Annotated in this window: 17 protein-coding genes; 11 read left to right on the top strand and 6 right to left on the bottom strand. The window is 71.0% G+C overall.

Going from position 1 to position 16,042, the window contains the following annotated elements; translation table 11 throughout:
* Positions 1 to 49: 49 nt before the first annotated feature.
* Positions 50 to 367, bottom strand: coding sequence for a hypothetical protein (locus ACTOQ3_RS33010; RefSeq protein WP_440087369.1), 318 nt, complete (start codon positions 365 to 367; stop codon positions 50 to 52).
* A gap of 240 nt (positions 368 to 607) precedes the next feature.
* On the opposite strand from ACTOQ3_RS33010, the gene ACTOQ3_RS33005 reads away from it, so the two are divergent.
* The 3 genes from ACTOQ3_RS33005 (at position 608) to ACTOQ3_RS32995 (ending at position 4,244) form a co-directional block, all read left to right on the top strand.
* On the top strand, positions 608 to 2,512 hold the full coding sequence (locus ACTOQ3_RS33005; protein ID WP_440087368.1) for a sigma-70 family RNA polymerase sigma factor: 1,905 nt from the start codon (positions 608 to 610) through the stop codon (positions 2,510 to 2,512).
* Positions 2,513 to 2,555: 43 nt separating this feature from the next.
* Positions 2,556 to 3,185, top strand: a complete 630-nt coding sequence (locus tag ACTOQ3_RS33000; RefSeq protein WP_440087367.1) for a YigZ family protein — start codon at positions 2,556 to 2,558, stop codon at positions 3,183 to 3,185.
* A 423-nt stretch (positions 3,186 to 3,608) separates the two neighbouring features.
* Positions 3,609 to 4,244 carry a DedA family protein gene (locus ACTOQ3_RS32995; RefSeq protein ID WP_440087366.1) on the top strand — a complete coding sequence of 212 codons (636 nt, stop codon included), beginning with the start codon at positions 3,609 to 3,611 and terminating at the stop codon, positions 4,242 to 4,244.
* A 140-nt stretch (positions 4,245 to 4,384) separates the two neighbouring features.
* On the opposite strand, the gene ACTOQ3_RS32990 is transcribed toward ACTOQ3_RS32995, so the two are convergent.
* Positions 4,385 to 5,221 carry an SDR family oxidoreductase gene (locus ACTOQ3_RS32990; RefSeq protein WP_440087365.1) on the bottom strand — a complete coding sequence of 279 codons (837 nt, stop codon included), beginning with the start codon at positions 5,219 to 5,221 and terminating at the stop codon, positions 4,385 to 4,387.
* Positions 5,218 to 5,505, bottom strand: coding sequence for an antibiotic biosynthesis monooxygenase family protein (locus ACTOQ3_RS32985; RefSeq protein WP_440087364.1), 288 nt, complete (start codon positions 5,503 to 5,505; stop codon positions 5,218 to 5,220). The genes ACTOQ3_RS32990 and ACTOQ3_RS32985 overlap by 4 nt, the downstream gene beginning before the upstream one ends.
* Before the next feature lie 62 nt (positions 5,506 to 5,567).
* Between ACTOQ3_RS32985 and ACTOQ3_RS32980 the strand changes: the two genes are divergently transcribed.
* From ACTOQ3_RS32980 to ACTOQ3_RS32965, 4 genes are all read left to right on the top strand, one after another.
* Positions 5,568 to 6,020 carry a MarR family winged helix-turn-helix transcriptional regulator gene (locus ACTOQ3_RS32980; RefSeq protein WP_440087363.1) on the top strand — a complete coding sequence of 151 codons (453 nt, stop codon included), beginning with the start codon at positions 5,568 to 5,570 and terminating at the stop codon, positions 6,018 to 6,020.
* A gap of 309 nt (positions 6,021 to 6,329) precedes the next feature.
* On the top strand, positions 6,330 to 7,688 hold the full coding sequence (locus tag ACTOQ3_RS32975; protein WP_440087362.1) for an FAD-binding protein: 1,359 nt from the start codon (positions 6,330 to 6,332) through the stop codon (positions 7,686 to 7,688).
* A gap of 321 nt (positions 7,689 to 8,009) precedes the next feature.
* On the top strand, positions 8,010 to 8,573 hold the full coding sequence (locus ACTOQ3_RS32970) for a TetR/AcrR family transcriptional regulator (RefSeq protein WP_440087361.1): 564 nt from the start codon (positions 8,010 to 8,012) through the stop codon (positions 8,571 to 8,573).
* A 273-nt stretch (positions 8,574 to 8,846) separates the two neighbouring features.
* On the top strand, positions 8,847 to 9,968 hold the full coding sequence (locus tag ACTOQ3_RS32965) for an SGNH/GDSL hydrolase family protein (protein ID WP_440087360.1): 1,122 nt from the start codon (positions 8,847 to 8,849) through the stop codon (positions 9,966 to 9,968).
* 53 nt (positions 9,969 to 10,021) lie between these two features.
* Here the strand turns inward: ACTOQ3_RS32965 and ACTOQ3_RS32960 are convergent, their stop codons facing one another.
* Positions 10,022 to 10,498 carry a DUF6194 family protein gene (locus tag ACTOQ3_RS32960; protein ID WP_440087359.1) on the bottom strand — a complete coding sequence of 159 codons (477 nt, stop codon included), beginning with the start codon at positions 10,496 to 10,498 and terminating at the stop codon, positions 10,022 to 10,024.
* Between the two features lie 87 nt (positions 10,499 to 10,585).
* Here ACTOQ3_RS32960 and ACTOQ3_RS32955 point away from each other — a divergent pair, with 87 nt between their 5' ends.
* The 3 genes from ACTOQ3_RS32955 (at position 10,586) to ACTOQ3_RS32945 (ending at position 13,258) form a co-directional block, all read left to right on the top strand.
* Positions 10,586 to 11,278: a MerR family transcriptional regulator gene (locus ACTOQ3_RS32955; protein ID WP_440087358.1), complete on the top strand. Its 693-nt coding sequence runs from the start codon at positions 10,586 to 10,588 to the stop codon at positions 11,276 to 11,278.
* Positions 11,279 to 11,390: 112 nt separating this feature from the next.
* Complete coding sequence (locus tag ACTOQ3_RS32950; protein WP_440087357.1) at positions 11,391 to 12,623, top strand: sensor histidine kinase; 1,233 nt, start codon at positions 11,391 to 11,393, stop codon at positions 12,621 to 12,623.
* Positions 12,614 to 13,258 (top strand): response regulator transcription factor, encoded by a 645-nt coding sequence (locus tag ACTOQ3_RS32945; RefSeq protein ID WP_440087356.1) that lies wholly within the window; start codon positions 12,614 to 12,616, stop codon positions 13,256 to 13,258. The genes ACTOQ3_RS32950 and ACTOQ3_RS32945 overlap by 10 nt, the downstream gene beginning before the upstream one ends.
* A 220-nt stretch (positions 13,259 to 13,478) precedes the next feature.
* Here ACTOQ3_RS32945 and ACTOQ3_RS32940 read toward each other — a convergent pair whose 3' ends face one another.
* Together ACTOQ3_RS32940 and ACTOQ3_RS32935 are read right to left on the bottom strand one after the other, a co-directional pair.
* Positions 13,479 to 14,138: a L,D-transpeptidase family protein gene (locus ACTOQ3_RS32940; RefSeq protein ID WP_440087355.1), complete on the bottom strand. Its 660-nt coding sequence runs from the start codon at positions 14,136 to 14,138 to the stop codon at positions 13,479 to 13,481.
* A gap of 283 nt (positions 14,139 to 14,421) precedes the next feature.
* Entirely contained in the window at positions 14,422 to 15,114 is a 693-nt protein-coding gene (locus tag ACTOQ3_RS32935) for a M15 family metallopeptidase (protein ID WP_440087353.1), read from the bottom strand.
* A gap of 466 nt (positions 15,115 to 15,580) precedes the next feature.
* Between ACTOQ3_RS32935 and ACTOQ3_RS32930 the strand changes: the two genes are divergently transcribed.
* On the top strand, positions 15,581 to 15,952 hold the full coding sequence (locus ACTOQ3_RS32930; protein WP_440087352.1) for a ClpX C4-type zinc finger protein: 372 nt from the start codon (positions 15,581 to 15,583) through the stop codon (positions 15,950 to 15,952).
* The last annotated feature ends 90 nt before the right edge of the window (positions 15,953 to 16,042 follow it).

The following is a 16,042-nucleotide window of genomic DNA, read 5'->3' as shown; positions in this document are numbered from 1 at the left end:
CGTTCAGGTCAGACGGTACGCTTCCGCCCGAAGACGGTCACCTGCCGTCTCAGGGGGTGCCGTCGGCGCCGCACTCGACGATCGGGCGGATGCGGTCGCGCACGCGCCGCTCCGTCTCGGCCCCGGGCCAGGCGTTGAAGAAGCCGGCGTGCATGGTGGAACCGGGGCCCGACGAGAGCCGGAACCCGGCCGGGTCGCCGCTGACCGGGTAGCGCAGCGCCTGGCGCCCGTCGATCGCGCCGGGGCGGACAGGTCGCTCTGCTCCAGCCGTGCGCGCCTGCCCCGCGCTGAGCAGGACATACAGTCCTGAAGCGGTGTCACCGCGCGTCTCCCCGATGCCATCGTCGCGAGCCTCCTTCGCCGTCACGCCCGGCGCCGGGCGTGTTCTGCTCCTGCACAGGAGACCGGCGGGGGGACGGGCGACAACACAAACGTGAAAAAAGACGCGAAGAAAAATTTTCGTTGTCCGCCTGACCTGCCGCCGGTCTCCATGGCGGGGGCTCATCGGTCTTCCGCTATGAGGAGTTATGGAGACAATCGTCCCTGCCCCGCGCCCGGCGTTGCGCGGGGACGACGAACCGTGGACGGCGACAGGAAGCGGAGTGCGATGCTCGGAACCGGTAGGGGCGGACCCGACTCGGCGATGGTGGCCGCCGCGCGCGACGGAGACCAGCAGGCGCTGGACGCCCTGGTGGCCGATTCCCTCCCGCTCGTCTACAACATCGTCGGCCGGGCGCTGAACGGCCACTCCGACGTCGACGACGTGGTCCAAGAGACGTTTCTCCGGGTCGTCCGCGCCCTGCCCGACCTGCGCGATCCGCAGGCGTACCGGTCCTGGCTGGTGGCCATCGCCGTTCGCCAGGTGCGCGACCACGAGCAGGACCGCAGGACCACCCAGCACCGCAGGGCCGACCTCGACACCGCCGAGGAGATGCCCGACCCCGCCTCCGACTTCGCCGCCGTGACCATCCTGCGGCTCGGCCTCACCGACCAGCGCCGCGAGGTCGCCGAGGCCACCCGCTGGCTGGACGGCGACGACCAGGCGCTCCTCGCCCTGTGGTGGCTGGAGGAGACCGGCGAGCTCGATCGCGCCGACCTCGCCGGAGCCCTCGGCCTGTCGGGGCGCCACGCCGCCGTACGCGTCCAGCGGATGAAGGAGCAGGTCCAGACGGCGCGCACCATCGTGCGGGCGCTGCGCGCCGAGTCCGGATGCCCCGAGCTGCGGGCCCTCACCGCGAACTGGAACGGCACCCCCAGCCCGCTGTGGCGCAAGCGCTTCGCCCGGCACATCCGTGACTGCGCCCTCTGCCAGGGGCGCACGGCGGGCCTGCTGCCCATCGACCGCCTGCTCAGCGGGCTGCCGCTGCTGCCCCTGCCCGTCGGCTTCGCCCTGCACCATCTCCAGGCCGTTCCCCCCGCCGTCGAGGCGGTGGCGCACGCCACGACCTGGGGGGCGTCCCACGGTGCGCACGCCCTCGAGACGACGCGGCCGGGCCTGCTGTCCTCGCTGCCCCCGGCCCCGATCACGATCGGCGGCGCGGCGGCCGTCGTCGTCACGGGCGTCCTGATCTTCGGGCAGCTCACCGCCCCCGCGCCCGAGCCCGCCCCGCCGCTGGCCGTGCCCGCGCAGACGGCCTCGCCGTCGCCTTCACCGTCGCGGACGCCCTCGGCGCGCGCCACGCCCAAGCCCTCGCCGTCTCCCACCCCCAGCCGCAGGCAGGCCTCCCGCACGCCCACCCCCACGCCGGCCCGGACGCCGCCCGCCTCCGTCGCGAGCTCTCCCAGGAAGGGCGTGGGCGTGTGGAAGATGCCCGGCCTCAGCACGGCCTTCGCGAAGTCCGGCGCGAGCTGGTACTACACCTGGTCCACGAGCCGCGAGGGGATCACCGGCCCCAGGGCCGACGGGTTCGTCCCGATGATCTGGGGAAAGGGCAGCGTCACCCCGGAGAACCTCGCCCAGGCCAGGAGCGCCGGACCCTACCTGCTCGCCTTCAACGAGCCCGACCTGCCCCAGCAGGCCAACATGAGCGTGGAGGAGGCGCTGTCGCTCTGGCCGAAACTCATGTCCGCGGGCCGCGTGCTCAGCAGCCCCTCCGTCGCGTTCGGCGCCGACACCCCGGGCGGCTGGCTGGACCGCTTCATGGCCGGCGCCAAGGAGCGGGACTACCGCGTCGACTTCATCGCGCTGCACTGGTACGGGGCGGACTTCCGCACCCAGCCCGCGGTGAGCCAGCTCAAGTCGTACGTCCAGGCCGTGTACAAGCGCTACCGCAAGCCGATCTGGCTCACCGAGTACGCCCTCATCGACTTCTCGAACGGCACCCGCTACGCGAGTGACGCCCAGCAGGCCGCGTTCGTCACCGCCTCCACCAAGATGCTGGCCTCCCTGCCGTACGTGCGGCGCTACGCCTGGTTCGGCCTGCCCTCCTCCGACACCGAGCCCAACAGCGGGCTGTTCCGCCACGACGGGACCGTCACCCGCGCGGGCCGCGCCTTCCAGGCGGCCCGCTGACCGCCCTGTCCGGGGGCGGCCGGCGGGTGGATAGCCTTGCCGGGTGCCCGACCCGTACCTGACTCCGCAGGACACCACGGAACACGAGATCGAGATCAAGCGCTCCCGGTTCCTGTGCGCGGTCGGCCCGGCCTCCTCGGAGGAGGCGGCGAGGGAGTTCGTCGCCACGCGCAGGCGGCTGTACGGTGACGCCACGCACAACTGCTCGGCGTACGTGATCGGCGGCGACCGCCTGGTCCAGCGGGCCGACGACGACGGCGAGCCCGGCGGCACCGCCGGGACCCCGATGCTGGAGACCCTGCTGCGCCGGGGCGTCGCCGACGCGGTGGCGGTGGTCACCCGCTACTTCGGCGGGGTGAAGCTCGGCGCCGGGGGCCTGGTCCGGGCGTACGGCTCGTCGGTCGGCAAGACGCTGGACCTCACGCCGCTGGTCGAGATGGTGCCCGCCAGGGTGATGACCGTGACCGTGGACCACGTCAGGGCCGGGCGGCTGGAGAACGACCTGCGCGCCTCGCCGTACGAGGTCAGGGAGGTCGTCTACGGCGAGGAGGTCGGCTTCCGTGTCGCGGTGCGCGAACGGGACCTGCCCGCCTTCCCCGGCTGGGTCGCCACGCTGACCGCCGGACGCGCCGGGATCGAGCCGGGCGAGGCGATCCACCTCGGAGGCGCCTGACCCGCGCCTGATCCGCGCCGGGCTCTCGCCGGGTTCCTGCCTGACCCGTGCCCGGCCCGCGCCGTGACCCGCGCCGGGTTCGGGTGCGAACCTGAGATCCTTCCCCGGGAGGATCCCGGATACGCGCCGGCCCCGGGGGCGGCGAATGTGGGATGGGTCACACTCGGCGAGGGGCGAGGGCGCCGATCGGCGGCCACGGCCGCCCGTCCCCGGGCCGTGACGGGCCCGGCGGGCGGCACCGCCATCCCCGTCCCGACCGCTCGACACCTCGCTGACGTGCGGGAATCTCGGAAAACGCCCGGCCGTCACGGCCGCGCCGCGGGCGGCTGTGGTTTTCCGCAGCCGCGCTCTGCGGCGCGTGCCAGGCGAGGCGGGGAGCGTTCCGCATCCACACCGTACGCGGCTCTCCGTAGCCTTGTCCCTATGAGTTCACCGAATGTCGACGGGATCGCCGGATGGGCGATCAACCTTATGGAAACCCTGGGTGCGCCCGGGGCGGGGCTGGCGATCGCACTCGAGAACCTGTTCCCGCCCCTGCCCAGCGAGGTGATCCTGCCGTTGGCCGGGTTCACCGCGAGCAAGGGGAACATGGGGCTGTTCGACGCCGTGCTCTGGACGACCCTGGGATCGGTGGTCGGCGCGCTGGCGCTGTACGCGGTCGGAGCCCTGCTGGGCAGGGAACGCGTGGTGTTCATCGCCTCCAAGCTGCCGCTGGTCAGCGTCTCCGACATCGAGAAGACCGAGGCGTGGTTCGCCAGGCACGGCAGGAAGACCGTCTTCTTCGGCCGGATGATCCCCATCTTCCGCAGCCTCATCTCGATCCCCGCGGGGGTCGAGCGCATGCCGATCCTGGTCTTCACCCTCCTCACCACCCTGGGCAGCCTCATCTGGAACACGGCCTTCGTGATGGCGGGGTTCCTGCTGGGTGAGCAGTGGGATCTGGTCGAGCGCTACATGGGGGTGGTGTCGAAGGCGGTGCTGGGCATCGTGATCCTCGCCGTGGTGGTCTTCATCGTGGTGAGGTTGTCCGACCGGCGCAAGGGCAGGCACCACGCGTAGCCGTGGACGCGCCGAAGGGCCTGCCGGGTCGCGGCGGGGTTCGCGCCGGGTCTCCTTCCCCGGCCGTTACCCCTCCTGCCCCGGCGGGCCCTTTCCCGTTCGTGACACGCCCGCCGGGCGACCGGTCCGGCGGCGCGGCCTCACCCGCCGATCTGGTCGGCGTAGTCGCGGGCGAACTGGGTGAACGTCCTGCCCGGACGGCCCGTCACGGCGGTGTACGTGGGCGTGGTGTAGTCGCCCCAGCCCGCGTCGTAGGCCTTCAGGTACTCCTGGGTGACCTCCGCGTCCCACTCCTTCATCCCGGCCTTCAGCAGCACGGGATAGGCGTCGTCAGGGTCCAGCGGCCGGTAGGTGAGCGGCCTGCCGTACACCTCCGACAGCGTGGCCGTCATGTCCCGCAGCCTGATCGTCTCCGGTCCCGTGAGCGTGTAGGTTTCCCCGTGGTGGGGTGCGGGGTCACGGAGCACGGCGGCGGCGAAGTCGGCGATGTCCCGCACGTCGATCATGCCGATCCGGCCCTCCCCGGGAGCGCCGTAGAAGGTGTCGCCGTCGACCGAGCCGAGAATGTTCTGCATGAAGTACGCCGGGCGGATGACGGTCCAGCCGAGGCCGGAGGCCGAGAGCTCGATGTCCGACAGGACGTGCAGCCGGCCGTTGCGGGTCGGGGCGTCGTGCCCCGCGCCGATGGCCGACATGCGGACGACGTGCCGCACGCCCGCCTTCTTTGCCGCCGAGAGCGCGTTGCCGCTGGCGTGCGTGGAGTCCGGGCCCATCGCGGTCAGCAGCCACACCGTGTCCACGCCCGCGAAGGCCTGGCCCAGCGTGTCCGGGTGGTGGAGGTCGCCGACCGCCACCTCGGCGCCTGACGGCGCCTTGGCCCTGTCGCGTACCAGCACCCGCAGGTCCGCCGTGCCCCGCAGTGAGCGCAGTACCTCCGTGGAGACGGTGCCGTTGGCACCGGTGATCAGGATGGTCATCGTGATGTCCCCTCTTCCGTGGAAACGAGTTCGTCGATCAGGGCGAAGAAGGCCTGGATTCCCGGCAGGTTGCCGCCCTTGGCGCGGGAGGCCGCGAAGTCGGCCGGCGAGCGCCACTCCACGATGTCCAGCCATTCGCCGCCGGGCAGTTGGACGAGCCTGGCGCCCAGAAACCCGTCCCGGTCGGCCTGGAAGTCCGCGATCATCCCGTCACGGGCGGCCAGAAGGTCCCTCGCGTGCTCCGGGGAGACGCGGAACCTGGTGATTTCCACTGTCGTCGTCACACCACGACAATATGGTCAAAATCAGTGACAGTCAAAATTAGTGACTAAATGGGAGGCGTGCGGTGTCGAGGAGCGAGCGCAAGCGGGAGCTGCCCGACCTGGGGATCCTGTCCAGCCGGACGCTGTTCAGCCTGCAGAAGGAGCTGTTCTCCCGGCTGGCGGAGATGGGGCACGCGCAGGTCAGGCCGCGGCACGGGGCCGTGCTGGCCTACCTGGACGTGGAGGGCAGCCGGGCGTCCGACCTGGCCGCGCAGTCGGGCCAGCACAAGCAGGTGATCGGCAACCTGGTGGACGAGCTGGTGGCGCTCGGGTATGTGGAGCGGCGGCCGGATCCCGCCGACCGCAGGGCCAAGCTCGTCGTGCCCACCGAGCTGGGCCTCGATCACATGGTGAAGTCGGACGCCGTCCTCGTGGAGATGGAGGCCGAGCACGCGCGGGCGGTCGGAGAGGAGGCGTACGCGGAGTTCAAGCGCGTCTTCCGGTTGGTCGCCGAGCGTCAGGCCGGGGCGAAGTGATCGTGGCCGGCCCTGCGGCGGGCCGGGTCTAACGGGGGCGTCACCGGGTGGTGCGGGGGAAGCCTCGGAAACGCACACAAATCGGTATCGTGCTACCGTATCGCCATGCCGATCGCATGACGGTCGGCTCGAACAGAACGCAGGGCGGTCGACCGTGGATCACGGATCGCATGCCGGGCAACCCCACATATGTGCCGGGCGGCGGACGACCGCCTCCGACGCGCCTGCGGCCATCGGCACCCGGTTCGCACCGGCTGCGCACAACAAGATCGGAAAGACATCCCCATGCCCCTCCGTTCACGTCCCTCGTTGCTCTCATCCGTCGAAGGGCCCGTCCTCTTCCCGGAGGACGACGGTTTCGCCGACGAGGCGTCGGTGTTCAACATGGCCGTCGCCCATCGCCCGAGCGTGATCATCGGTGCCACCGGCGTCGCGGACGTCCAGGCGGCGGTGCGCTTCGCCGCGGAGCAGGATCTCCCCGTCGCGGTCCTCAACACCGGGCACGGTCCCTCCGTGTCCGTTCCCGGGGAAGCCGTCATGATCACCACGCGTCGCATGACGGAGGTGCGCATCGACGGCGCGGCGAAGGCCGCCCGGGTCGAAGCCGGCGTCCGCTGGGGTCAGGTGGTGCAGGAGGCCGCCAAGGTCGGGCTCGCGCCCCTCGCCGGTTCCTCGCCGCAGGTCGGTGTCGTCGGTTACACGCTCGGCGGCGGGGTGAGCGTCGCGTTGGGGCGGGCCTTCGGCTACGCGGCCGACCATGTTCTGGCGATCGACGTCGTGACCGCGGACGGCCTGCTCCGTCATGTCACGCCGCAGTCCGACGCGGAGTTGTTCTTCGCCCTGCGCGGCGGGAAAGGCAACTTCGGCGTCGTCACCGCGATGGAGTTCGGCCTGTTCCCCGTAACGGAACTGTACGCCGGAGCGCTGCAGTTCCCGGGTGAGAACGCTCGCGCCGTGCTGCAGGCCTACCAGCGGTTCACCGCCGCGGCGCCCGACGACATGACCTCGTCGATCGTCTTCCTGCGTGCGCCCGACCTGCCGTTCATTCCCGAGTTCATGCGCGGAAAGCTCACCGTCTCCGTACGGATCTCCTACCTGGGCTCGGCGGACGACGGTGAGACACTGGTCGCCCCGTTGCGGGCGGCCGCGCCGGTACTCGCCGACACCGTGACCGTGATGCCCGCCGCGAACATCGCCGCCATCACCGATGACCCGGCCGAACCGGGCGCCGCCGTGGAGCACTTCACCGTGCTCGACGCACTGCCCCCCTCGGCCATGGAGGCGATCCTGGAGGTCGTCGGAACGGATTCCGGCACGCCTGTCACCATGGTCAACCTGACCCATCTCGGTGGCGCGTTCGCGAAGGCTCCGGAGCGGGCCAACGCGGTGGGACGGCGCGACGCCGCTTTCGCCGCGTTCACGTTGGCAGCGGTCGCGCCCGGCGATGTGAAGGACAGCGAGAACGTGGGCCTGGAACTGATCGACAGGCTCGTCGCGTCCGGAGGCGGCCGGAAGCACCCCGTTTACCTCTCGCCGGCCGACGCCTCCGTCGAGAGCGTGCGGCTGGCGTATGACGAGCCGACCTACGAGCGGCTGCAGGCGGCGAAGACCATGTACGACCCGCGCAACGTGTTCCGCCACAACCACAACATCCCGCCCCTGGCGTAGTCGCGGGACACCGTGCGCCTTTGTTTCCCCGCCGCTGTTTCCCCGCCGCGCGGCGGCGTCCGCCGCGATCGACCGGTCGCGCCGGCTCCGGCCGCACGGGCGGGGTGGCACCAGGGCATCGCCGCCCCGGATGCGAAGTTCCGGGGCGGCGATGCCGGACGTGCACACCTTTTGCATTGCGGGAATGACTCGCAACCGTCCGGACGCGCCTCTCCATGGTTTGACCACCACCAGGCATGAACGTATGGTACGGCCATGCCTATAGCGAACCGGAAAAGGCGTGCGGGCGGGGAGAAACGAACTCTCGTCCTGGATGCGGTAATGAATGTGCTCGCCGAACGCGGCTATGAAAACACCCGCTTCGCCGACGTGTCGGCTGCCAGCGGTGTCGCGATCAGCACGCTGCAGAATTACTTCGGTTCGCGTGAGGACATGGTCATCGAGGCCATGGGGCTCTCCGTCGATCGGGAGGTGGCGGCCCTGGAAGCGGCGGCCGCCGCCGAACGCGATCCGTGGGAGCGACTGGTCGCCATGATCGATCGGAGCCTGAACAATTCCGATCGCACGCGGCGGATGCTCGTCGAATTCTGGCGGTCTGCCATGCGGGACGACGAACTTCGCGCCTACAGCACGGAGGTGCAGCAGCGCTACCGGGCGCCCTTCCTGGCCGCCGTGAGGGAAGGCGGTGAGCAGGGCGAGTTCACTCTCGTCCATGGACCCGACGACGTGACGGACTTCCTGATCTCCGCTCTGATCGGAGTCATCGTCTTCAGGGTCCTGCGCCATCCCGCGCCGCCGGCTCCCGCCGACTTCCGTGGCGTTCTGCTGTCCCAGCTCCGCCTGATGCTGGGACTCCACGGTGCGAGCCCCGCGGCTCGCCGGTGAGAAACGCCGCGCGGGCGTCGGCCGCCCCCGGCGGGGGCAGGGGCGACGACGCGCCCGGGGCGGGATCACCGGCTCACGCGAGAACGAAAGGAATTAACGTTCCCGCGTGAACGACCGGAAGTTCTTCATCCCGTTATGACTGTTCTCGTACGGGCGGACATCGCTGTGGATCCGGCGTGTCATTGACGGTGACCGGCTCGCCGGAAATCACCGACACGACAGTTGTGAATTCCCGCAGTATCGTCCCGTCCTCATTTGATCGGCGATATGCCCATGGCAACGAATCGAGCGAGCATGAAGTGGACGGCGGGCTTCCGCACCGCGGTGATCAGTCCCTACGGGCGGATCCGGTTCACCGAACCACGCGGTTTCGCGGACCAGACGGTGCGTCAGGTGCTGCACATGGCCGGCGGAGGAGAGCTTCTCCGCGTGCGCCTGACGAACCGCTACGGCCGCGCCCCCCTGACCATCGCCGCCGCGGCGGCCGCCACCGAGCGCGGGCGGGTCGGCCTCACCGTCGACGGCGCCGCGAGGCTCACCATCCCGCCGGGAGAGGAGATCGTCAGCGATCCGGTGGATCTGTCCATCGCCTCCGGCGACGACCTGTTCCTCAGCCTCTATCTCCCCGAGGAGACGGGTCCGGCCACCTATTCCCACATGCCCATGGAGACCGCTCACATAGCCGGCGGCGACCACGTCACGTCTCCCGCGCCGCCCGAGGGCGAGCGGGCGGAAGCCAGGTTCTACGTCTCGGGCGTGGACGTGCTCACCCCGGACGACACCGCGATCGCCGTGGCGTTCGGAGACTCATGGTTCGAAGGCGTCGGCTCCACGACCGGCGCGAACAACCGCTCCGTGGACTTCCTCAACCGGCGCCTGAAGCGAGGATGGGTCGTCAACCACGGCATCGCCGGAAACCGCCTTCTGAGGGACGAGGTCGGCGAGCACGCGCTGGCGCGCTTCGACCGCGACGTTCTCCCGGTTCCCGGCCTGACCCACGTCCTGGTGCACTTCGGCATCAACGACCTCGTCCTCCCCGGCATGACCGGCGAGCCTCCCGCCACCTCCGAGGCGCTCATCGAGGGTTTCAGGACCCTGGCCCACCGCGCTCACCAGGCCGGCCTGAAGATCCTCGCCGCCACCATCGGCCCCTTCGCGGGCGCCCACCCTGGGATCAGCACCCCCGCGGGCCTCGCCGCTCGACGCGAGGTGAACGACTGGATCCGTACCACCGGCACCTTCGACGCCGTCTTCGACGTGGCCCGAGCCGTCGGGAACCCCGAGGACCCCGACCACATCCACCCCGCCCTGGACAGCGGCGACGGCATGCACCTCAACGACGAGGGCGCTCGGGTCATGGCCGACGCCGTGGACCTGGAAACCCTCGTCCTGTAGAGACCTCGTCCTTCGCCCGCCTTCGCCACCGGCGTGTTCCGGCCGCCCCCGGATCAGGGTGACGCCGATCCGGCGCGCCGCCGGTAGCGAGAGCGGGCCAGGTCGTGGGCCGTGCGGAGCAGTTCCCGGACCGCCGTTTCCGTCCGCGGCCCCGGGTTCACCACGGCCAGCCAGCCCAGCGTGCCGTACACGGGGTGCGCCATCACGGAGTCGGCCTCGCCCGGGTCGGCCTCGTCCGTGACCGCGTCGCGCGGCTGCCGGCCCGTCCAGCCGGCGAAGGCGTCCTTTCCGGCGAAGACGTTCAGGCGGAAGACGCCGGGACGGTTCAGCCGCGACAGCTCGTCGCCAGGGTAGTCCTTCGTCACGATCGTCGCGAAGGGCTGGGTCGCCTTCGGGACCTCGCCGTCGGGCGCGTAGTAGAAGAACGTGTCGCCCCAGCTGATCTCGGGTGAACCGTCGCCGCGGGCCGGCCGGAGGATCAGGATCCCGTCGAGGCCGGCGAGGAATTCGATGATCTCGTCGATACTCATGTGTTGTAGCGTGTCATTCACGTGCTTGTGGAGACTTTGCCCCGAACACGCCGAGGTGGACGGGTGGGAAGTCGCAAATCAGGAAATATGCGGACGATCGATGTCGCGCGGCATGCCGGGTGCTCCGTCCAGCAGGTGCGCAATCTCGAGCGCGACGGGGTGCTGCCTCCGGCGACGCGCACCGGCACGGGGTACCGGATCTACGACGAGGCGCATCTGTGTTCCGCGATGGCCTATCGGGCCCTCACGGCCGGCGCGGGGCCGGTCGAAGCCAAGAAGATCATGCGCGCGGCGCACGCGTATCCCGCCTCGGACCTGCTCGCCCTGCTCGACGCGGCACACGCCCGGCTCGACACCGAGCGGCGGGAACTCGAGCTGGCCCGGGAGGCCGCCGCGACGATCTCCGGGGAGTCGATCGGCGACGTACGCCCCTCGGACGTGATGAGCGTCTCCGAGCTCGCCGGCGCGCTCGGTGTGCGCCCCTCGACGTTGCGGCACTGGGACGCGGAGGGTCTCGTCGTGCCCCGGCGAACCTCCCCGGGGGGACCGCGACGGTACTTCCCGGACGATGTCCGGGACGCGCGGATCGTCCACCAGCTGCGCCTGGCCGGCCATCGCGTCGCCTCGCTCCGGGCTCTGATGCCGGAGCTGCGAGGCGCCCGCCGCTGGGACGAGGTGATGGCCACGCTGGCCGCCAGGGACGCGAGCGTCGACGCCCGGTCGAGAGCCCTCCTCGACGGTGCCGCCGCACTCGGTGCCCTGCTCCCGCCGGCGGGCTGAGACCCGTGCCCGTGCGTCCCCGCGGCTTCCGGCAGGGTGTGGTTTTCCGCAGCCCCGAAACGGCCACGTACCCCATTCCGGTCATGTCCCGATCGTTTGTAGCCTCTGGGGCATGTCAGATGGGCCGGTTGGACCGATGGAAGGCCGCGGGGTGCCGGGGGCGGGGCCGGTGATCGCGCCGGTGCCCCCGGCCGTCCCGGTGTTCGCGGGCGCCGGGCCGATCGAGCGGCACGGGGGCGGCATGCGTCCCGTCGCTGAGGGGCTGCGGCTGCTGTGCGCGGTGGTGCTCGGGGCGGTCACCGCCCTGCTCGGCGTGGTGTTCCTGCCGCTCGCGCTGCCGTTCGCCGGTCGCCCGGCCGTGCGGGGGGCGGCCCGGAGGCTGGCCGTGCTCGAAGCCCGCCGCCTGCGTCTCGATCCCGCCGCCCTCGGACTCGACGCGGATCGCCCGGACGGGCGGGAGTCGCGCTACCTGGCGGCCAGGGTGCCGGTGGGCGTGCTCGGCGGCCTGGTCGTCGCCCTGCTCGTCATCGGGGCCGGGGTGGCCGTCGTCCTCGCCTGGTCCTGGGGGAGGGGCCTGCCGGTCGACGGCATGACGCCGAGCGTGCCACTGCTCGCCTACGCCTTCCTGGCCGGTCTCGTCCTGCTGTTCCTGGACCTGTCGGGCCTGGTGGGGGTGTACGCGCTGGAGCGGCGGCTGGCCGTACGCATGCTCGGACGCGACCCCACCGAGGCGCTGCGGCGCCGCATCGCCGAGCTGGCCGAGAGCCGCGCGGGCGCGCTGGCGGCCGTCGACTCCGAGCGGCGCAGGATCGAACGGGACCTTCACGACGGGCTGCAGCAACGGCTGGTGGCGCTGTCCATGCTGGTCGGGCGGGCGCGCAGAGGACGCTCCGAACTGCTCGCGCAGGCGCACGAGGAGGCGCAGCAGGCGCTGGCCGAGCTCCGCGAGGTGGCCTGGCGGGTCTACCCGTCGGGACTGGACGCCTTCGGGCTCGCCAACGCGCTGGCCGGGGTGGCCGAGCGCTCCGGCGTCCCGGTCAAGGTCGTCTGCGAGCTGTCCGCACGGCCGCCGACGGCGGTGGAGACGGCGTCGTACTTCGTCGTCAGCGAGGCGGTGACCAACGCGGCCAAGCACGCCCGCGCCACCACGATCACCGTCGAGGTTCGCGAACGCGACACGATGGTCGTCGTGCGGATACAGGACGACGGCGTGGGCGGGGCGAGCGCGGCGGGCGGCGGGTTGTCGGGGCTGGCGCGGCGGGTGGCCGCGCTGGACGGCCGCTTCGGCGTCGACAGCCCGCCCGGCGGGCCCACCGTGATCACCGCGGAGCTTCCGTGCGGGTGATCCTGGCCGAGGACTCGACCCTGCTGCGTGAGGGGCTGGTCCGGCTGTTGCTGGAGGAGGGCCACGAGGTGCCGGCCGCGGTCGGCGACGGCGAGGCGCTCGTCGCCGCGGTCGCCGAGCACCGGCCCGACGTGGTGGTCGCCGACGTGCGGATGCCTCCGACCCACACCGACGAGGGGCTGCGGGCGGTGCTGGAGATCCGGCGCCGCCACCCGGGGACGCGCGTGCTGGTCCTGTCGCAGTACGTCGAGAAGCGCTACGCCACCGAGCTGATGACCGGTGACGTGGACGGGGTGGGTTACCTGCTCAAGGACCGGGTGGCCCAGGTCGCCGACTTCCTCGACGCGCTCGACCGCGTCGGCGCCGGGGGAGCGGCCTTCGACCCGGAGGTGGTACGGCAGCTGCTGGCCAGGACCACCCACGCCGACCCGCTGAGCCGCCTCACCTCCCGCGAGCGCGAGATGCTCGACCACATGGCGCAGGGCCTGACCAACGCCTCCACCGCCGAGCGGCTGCACGTCTCCCAGAGCGCTGTCGAGAAACACGTCAACGCGATCTTCGACAAGCTCGGCCTGCTGCACGTCACCGGCTACAGCCGCCGCGTCCTGGCGGTGCTGCGCTATCTCGGCTCCTGAGCTCGACTTCCGACCTCCGGCGGGGCGGCACGGCCCGCGAGGCCCGGCGACCTCGGGTTCCCCACCGCCACGACAAGGTCCACGGTGCGCTCGGGCCCCCGCCGAACGTGCGAACGCCCGGCCCAAGGTGCGTTTCAGGGCGCTCCGCGACGTCGGCGAGTGCCCCTGGAAGATCGGTGGCATCGTCGACGCGGCGCTCGTACGGGCCGTCGCTCCTTGGTCAGGCGACCCTGATGTCTATCTGCGGGGAGCGCTTCGGGTCCATCCAGCGCAGCAGCCGCAGCAGTTCGTCGACCGGCAGGCTGACGCAGCCACTGGTGGGCCCGCCGTTGCTGACGTGGAGGAAGATCGCGCTACCCAGGTGAGGTGTGCGGTTCTCGGTGTTGTAGGCGATCACGGCGCCGTAGTCGTAGGCCGGGGGGTTCATCATGTCCTCGGGAGTGGTCCCCGGATCGGCGTGGCGGGCGTCCACCCATGTGTTGTAGAGGGGACTGGCGGAATCGTCGTTCCACTTGTCGTGGGAGAGCGCCTGCCGGTAAGGGAATCTCACACCGGGATCGGGGTTGACCCCGAACATGAAGTCGAACCCGTACGTGCCGGACGGGGTGCGCCCGTCGCCCTCCCGCTTCTGGCCCGGCGGGGCGATGCCGCTCTCCCCGACGTTCGCCGTCCACGGCCCGTACGCCTTCACCCAGCGGCCGTTCTCCGCGGTGTAGGCGACCAGCGTGGCGGTGCTCCTCTGGTAGGCGTCGGCCGTCACGGTGATGAGCTGCCGTCCCGGCGACGGGGGCGGCAGGGCGGCGGCCGTGGAGGCGGAGGCGGCACGGGCACCGAAAAACCCGCCGAAGGCCATGACGAGTGCGAGCAGAGCGGCGCTCACGAGGGAGGCCGTTCTCAAGCTTGCGGGCGCTCGCCGGTCAACGTTGTCCATACGTGCAGGTTAGCCAGGTGAGAGGCGTGCTCGGTATGGCTAAGGGCCAGGTCACAGCCTTGCTCATGGTAGATTCCTGGCTCGCGTCGGACGTTCTCGGCCACGTCGCGCGGTGACGTCGGCCCCGGCTCATATCCGGCCAGGGCTCACCGTCCGGCGGTCCCGCGCCGTCGAACCGGCCGCCGGCGGCTCCCACCGTGGCACGGCATCGGGAGATCTCAGCGCGAAGGCGTCATCGTCCGTTCTGGGAGAAGTGCTGGTAGTCCTTCGCGGTCGACCATGATCCGCCCCAGCCCCAGCCGATCTTCTCGAACGCGCGAACCACGTCGTCACCGGGGTTGATGACTCCTGGCCGATCCAGGGGACGCCGGACGTAGCCCTTCGCGTTCGGGGGATCGACGGTGCCGCCCGGATAAGGATGGATGTAGGGGTTCTCTCGGGTGTTGACATCGATCGCCAGGCCGTAGGCGTGTTGCGACCAGTTGCCGGTGGTCCCGACGCGCCGGCAGTTGAAGGCCGAGGTGTTGTCCGCCGCCATGGAGGCGTCGTCGCTGCCCTTGTAGACCTCCACCGGCTGCATCCGCCGAATGGGAAAGCGCTGACCGTACAGCTTCCTGAAGACCGAGACGACCTGGTCGGCCACCGATTTGTTGATCACCATCTTTCCCGTGTGGGGTCTGCCGTCGAAGCCCCAGTAGGTCATGCTGATCATCCTGAGGTCGCCGGGTTGCACCGGGCATCCCCGACGCCAGGAATACCGGAGCTGGTCCGGGGACACCGGCGTCACCGTGGCGGTGAACGCCTGTGAGGTGTCCGGGGCAGGAGTCACCGGCGGGGACGCCGCGACCGTCACCGCGGCGACGCCGGTCACGCTGAGTAGAGCGAGTGCCGTCGCGGCCGACGTGTGGCGTGGAATGAATGCCATCTCCCCAGATTAGAACCCTCAATCTGCCTGCTCTCATCGATACCCCGCCCTGACGAGGTGCCGGGAACCCGCATGGACGCGCCGACCGGCTGTTCCACGTACGGTGCCTGGTCGCTCAGGCCGATCTCGATGCGCCGCCGCAGGGCGGGATGGACGGGGTGGTCACCCAGGCCGGTGGGGGCCACCCGGCGCACCTCCCGCGCTTCGCGGGGGCTCGGCCGGGAGCACGCTCCGGGCCGACTCCGGCGCCGTTCCGTCAAGGGCAGATGCCCCGGTGTCCCCGATCTCCGCATCCCAGGATCTCAAGACCAGCCCAGCGACGTCGCCATCCCCCGAGTCGACCCCGACCACGGTCGCCGGGTGTTGTCAGCGAGGCGCTTCGGAGAGGTGCGACGCGCGTACCACTTGTCAGGGACTCCCCGCCCTCTTAAGCTGTCAGGGATATCCTGACACACGGGGAGGCGCTGTGACACCGTCCGACACCCTGGCCGAGCTCGCTCGGTGTTCCTTCTGCAGCAAGCCGGACACCGAGGTGGACAAGCTGGTCGCCGGCGCCGGGGTGTACATCTGCAACGAATGCGTGGCCCTCTCCGCGTCGATCATCGAGAGGGGCCTCGGCAGCCCGGCAAGGCCGCGCGTGCCCACCTGGGAGTCGTTGACGGACGGGGAGATGCTGAGCCACATTCCGCGCGTCGCCGCGCACATCGACCAGGCCGAGGCCGACCTGCGCTCGTGGGTGCACGAACTGCGGCGGCGCGGCGTCACCTGGGTCAGGATCGGTGAGGCGCTCGGGGTCACCCGCCAGTCCGCCTGGGAGCGGTTCTCCGGCGAGGAGTGACACGGACCTGGGCGACCGCCTGCGTCTCGTGGTCCTCCACCGGACCTGATGCCGGATTCCGCCTCCGGTTCCCGGCCGCCGGACAGATCC

Source organism: Streptosporangium sp. LJ11, assembly GCF_051918945.1.
Classification (GTDB): Bacteria; Actinomycetota; Actinomycetes; order Streptosporangiales; family Streptosporangiaceae; genus Streptosporangium.
This window is presented reverse-complemented; position numbering and strand designations above follow the sequence as displayed.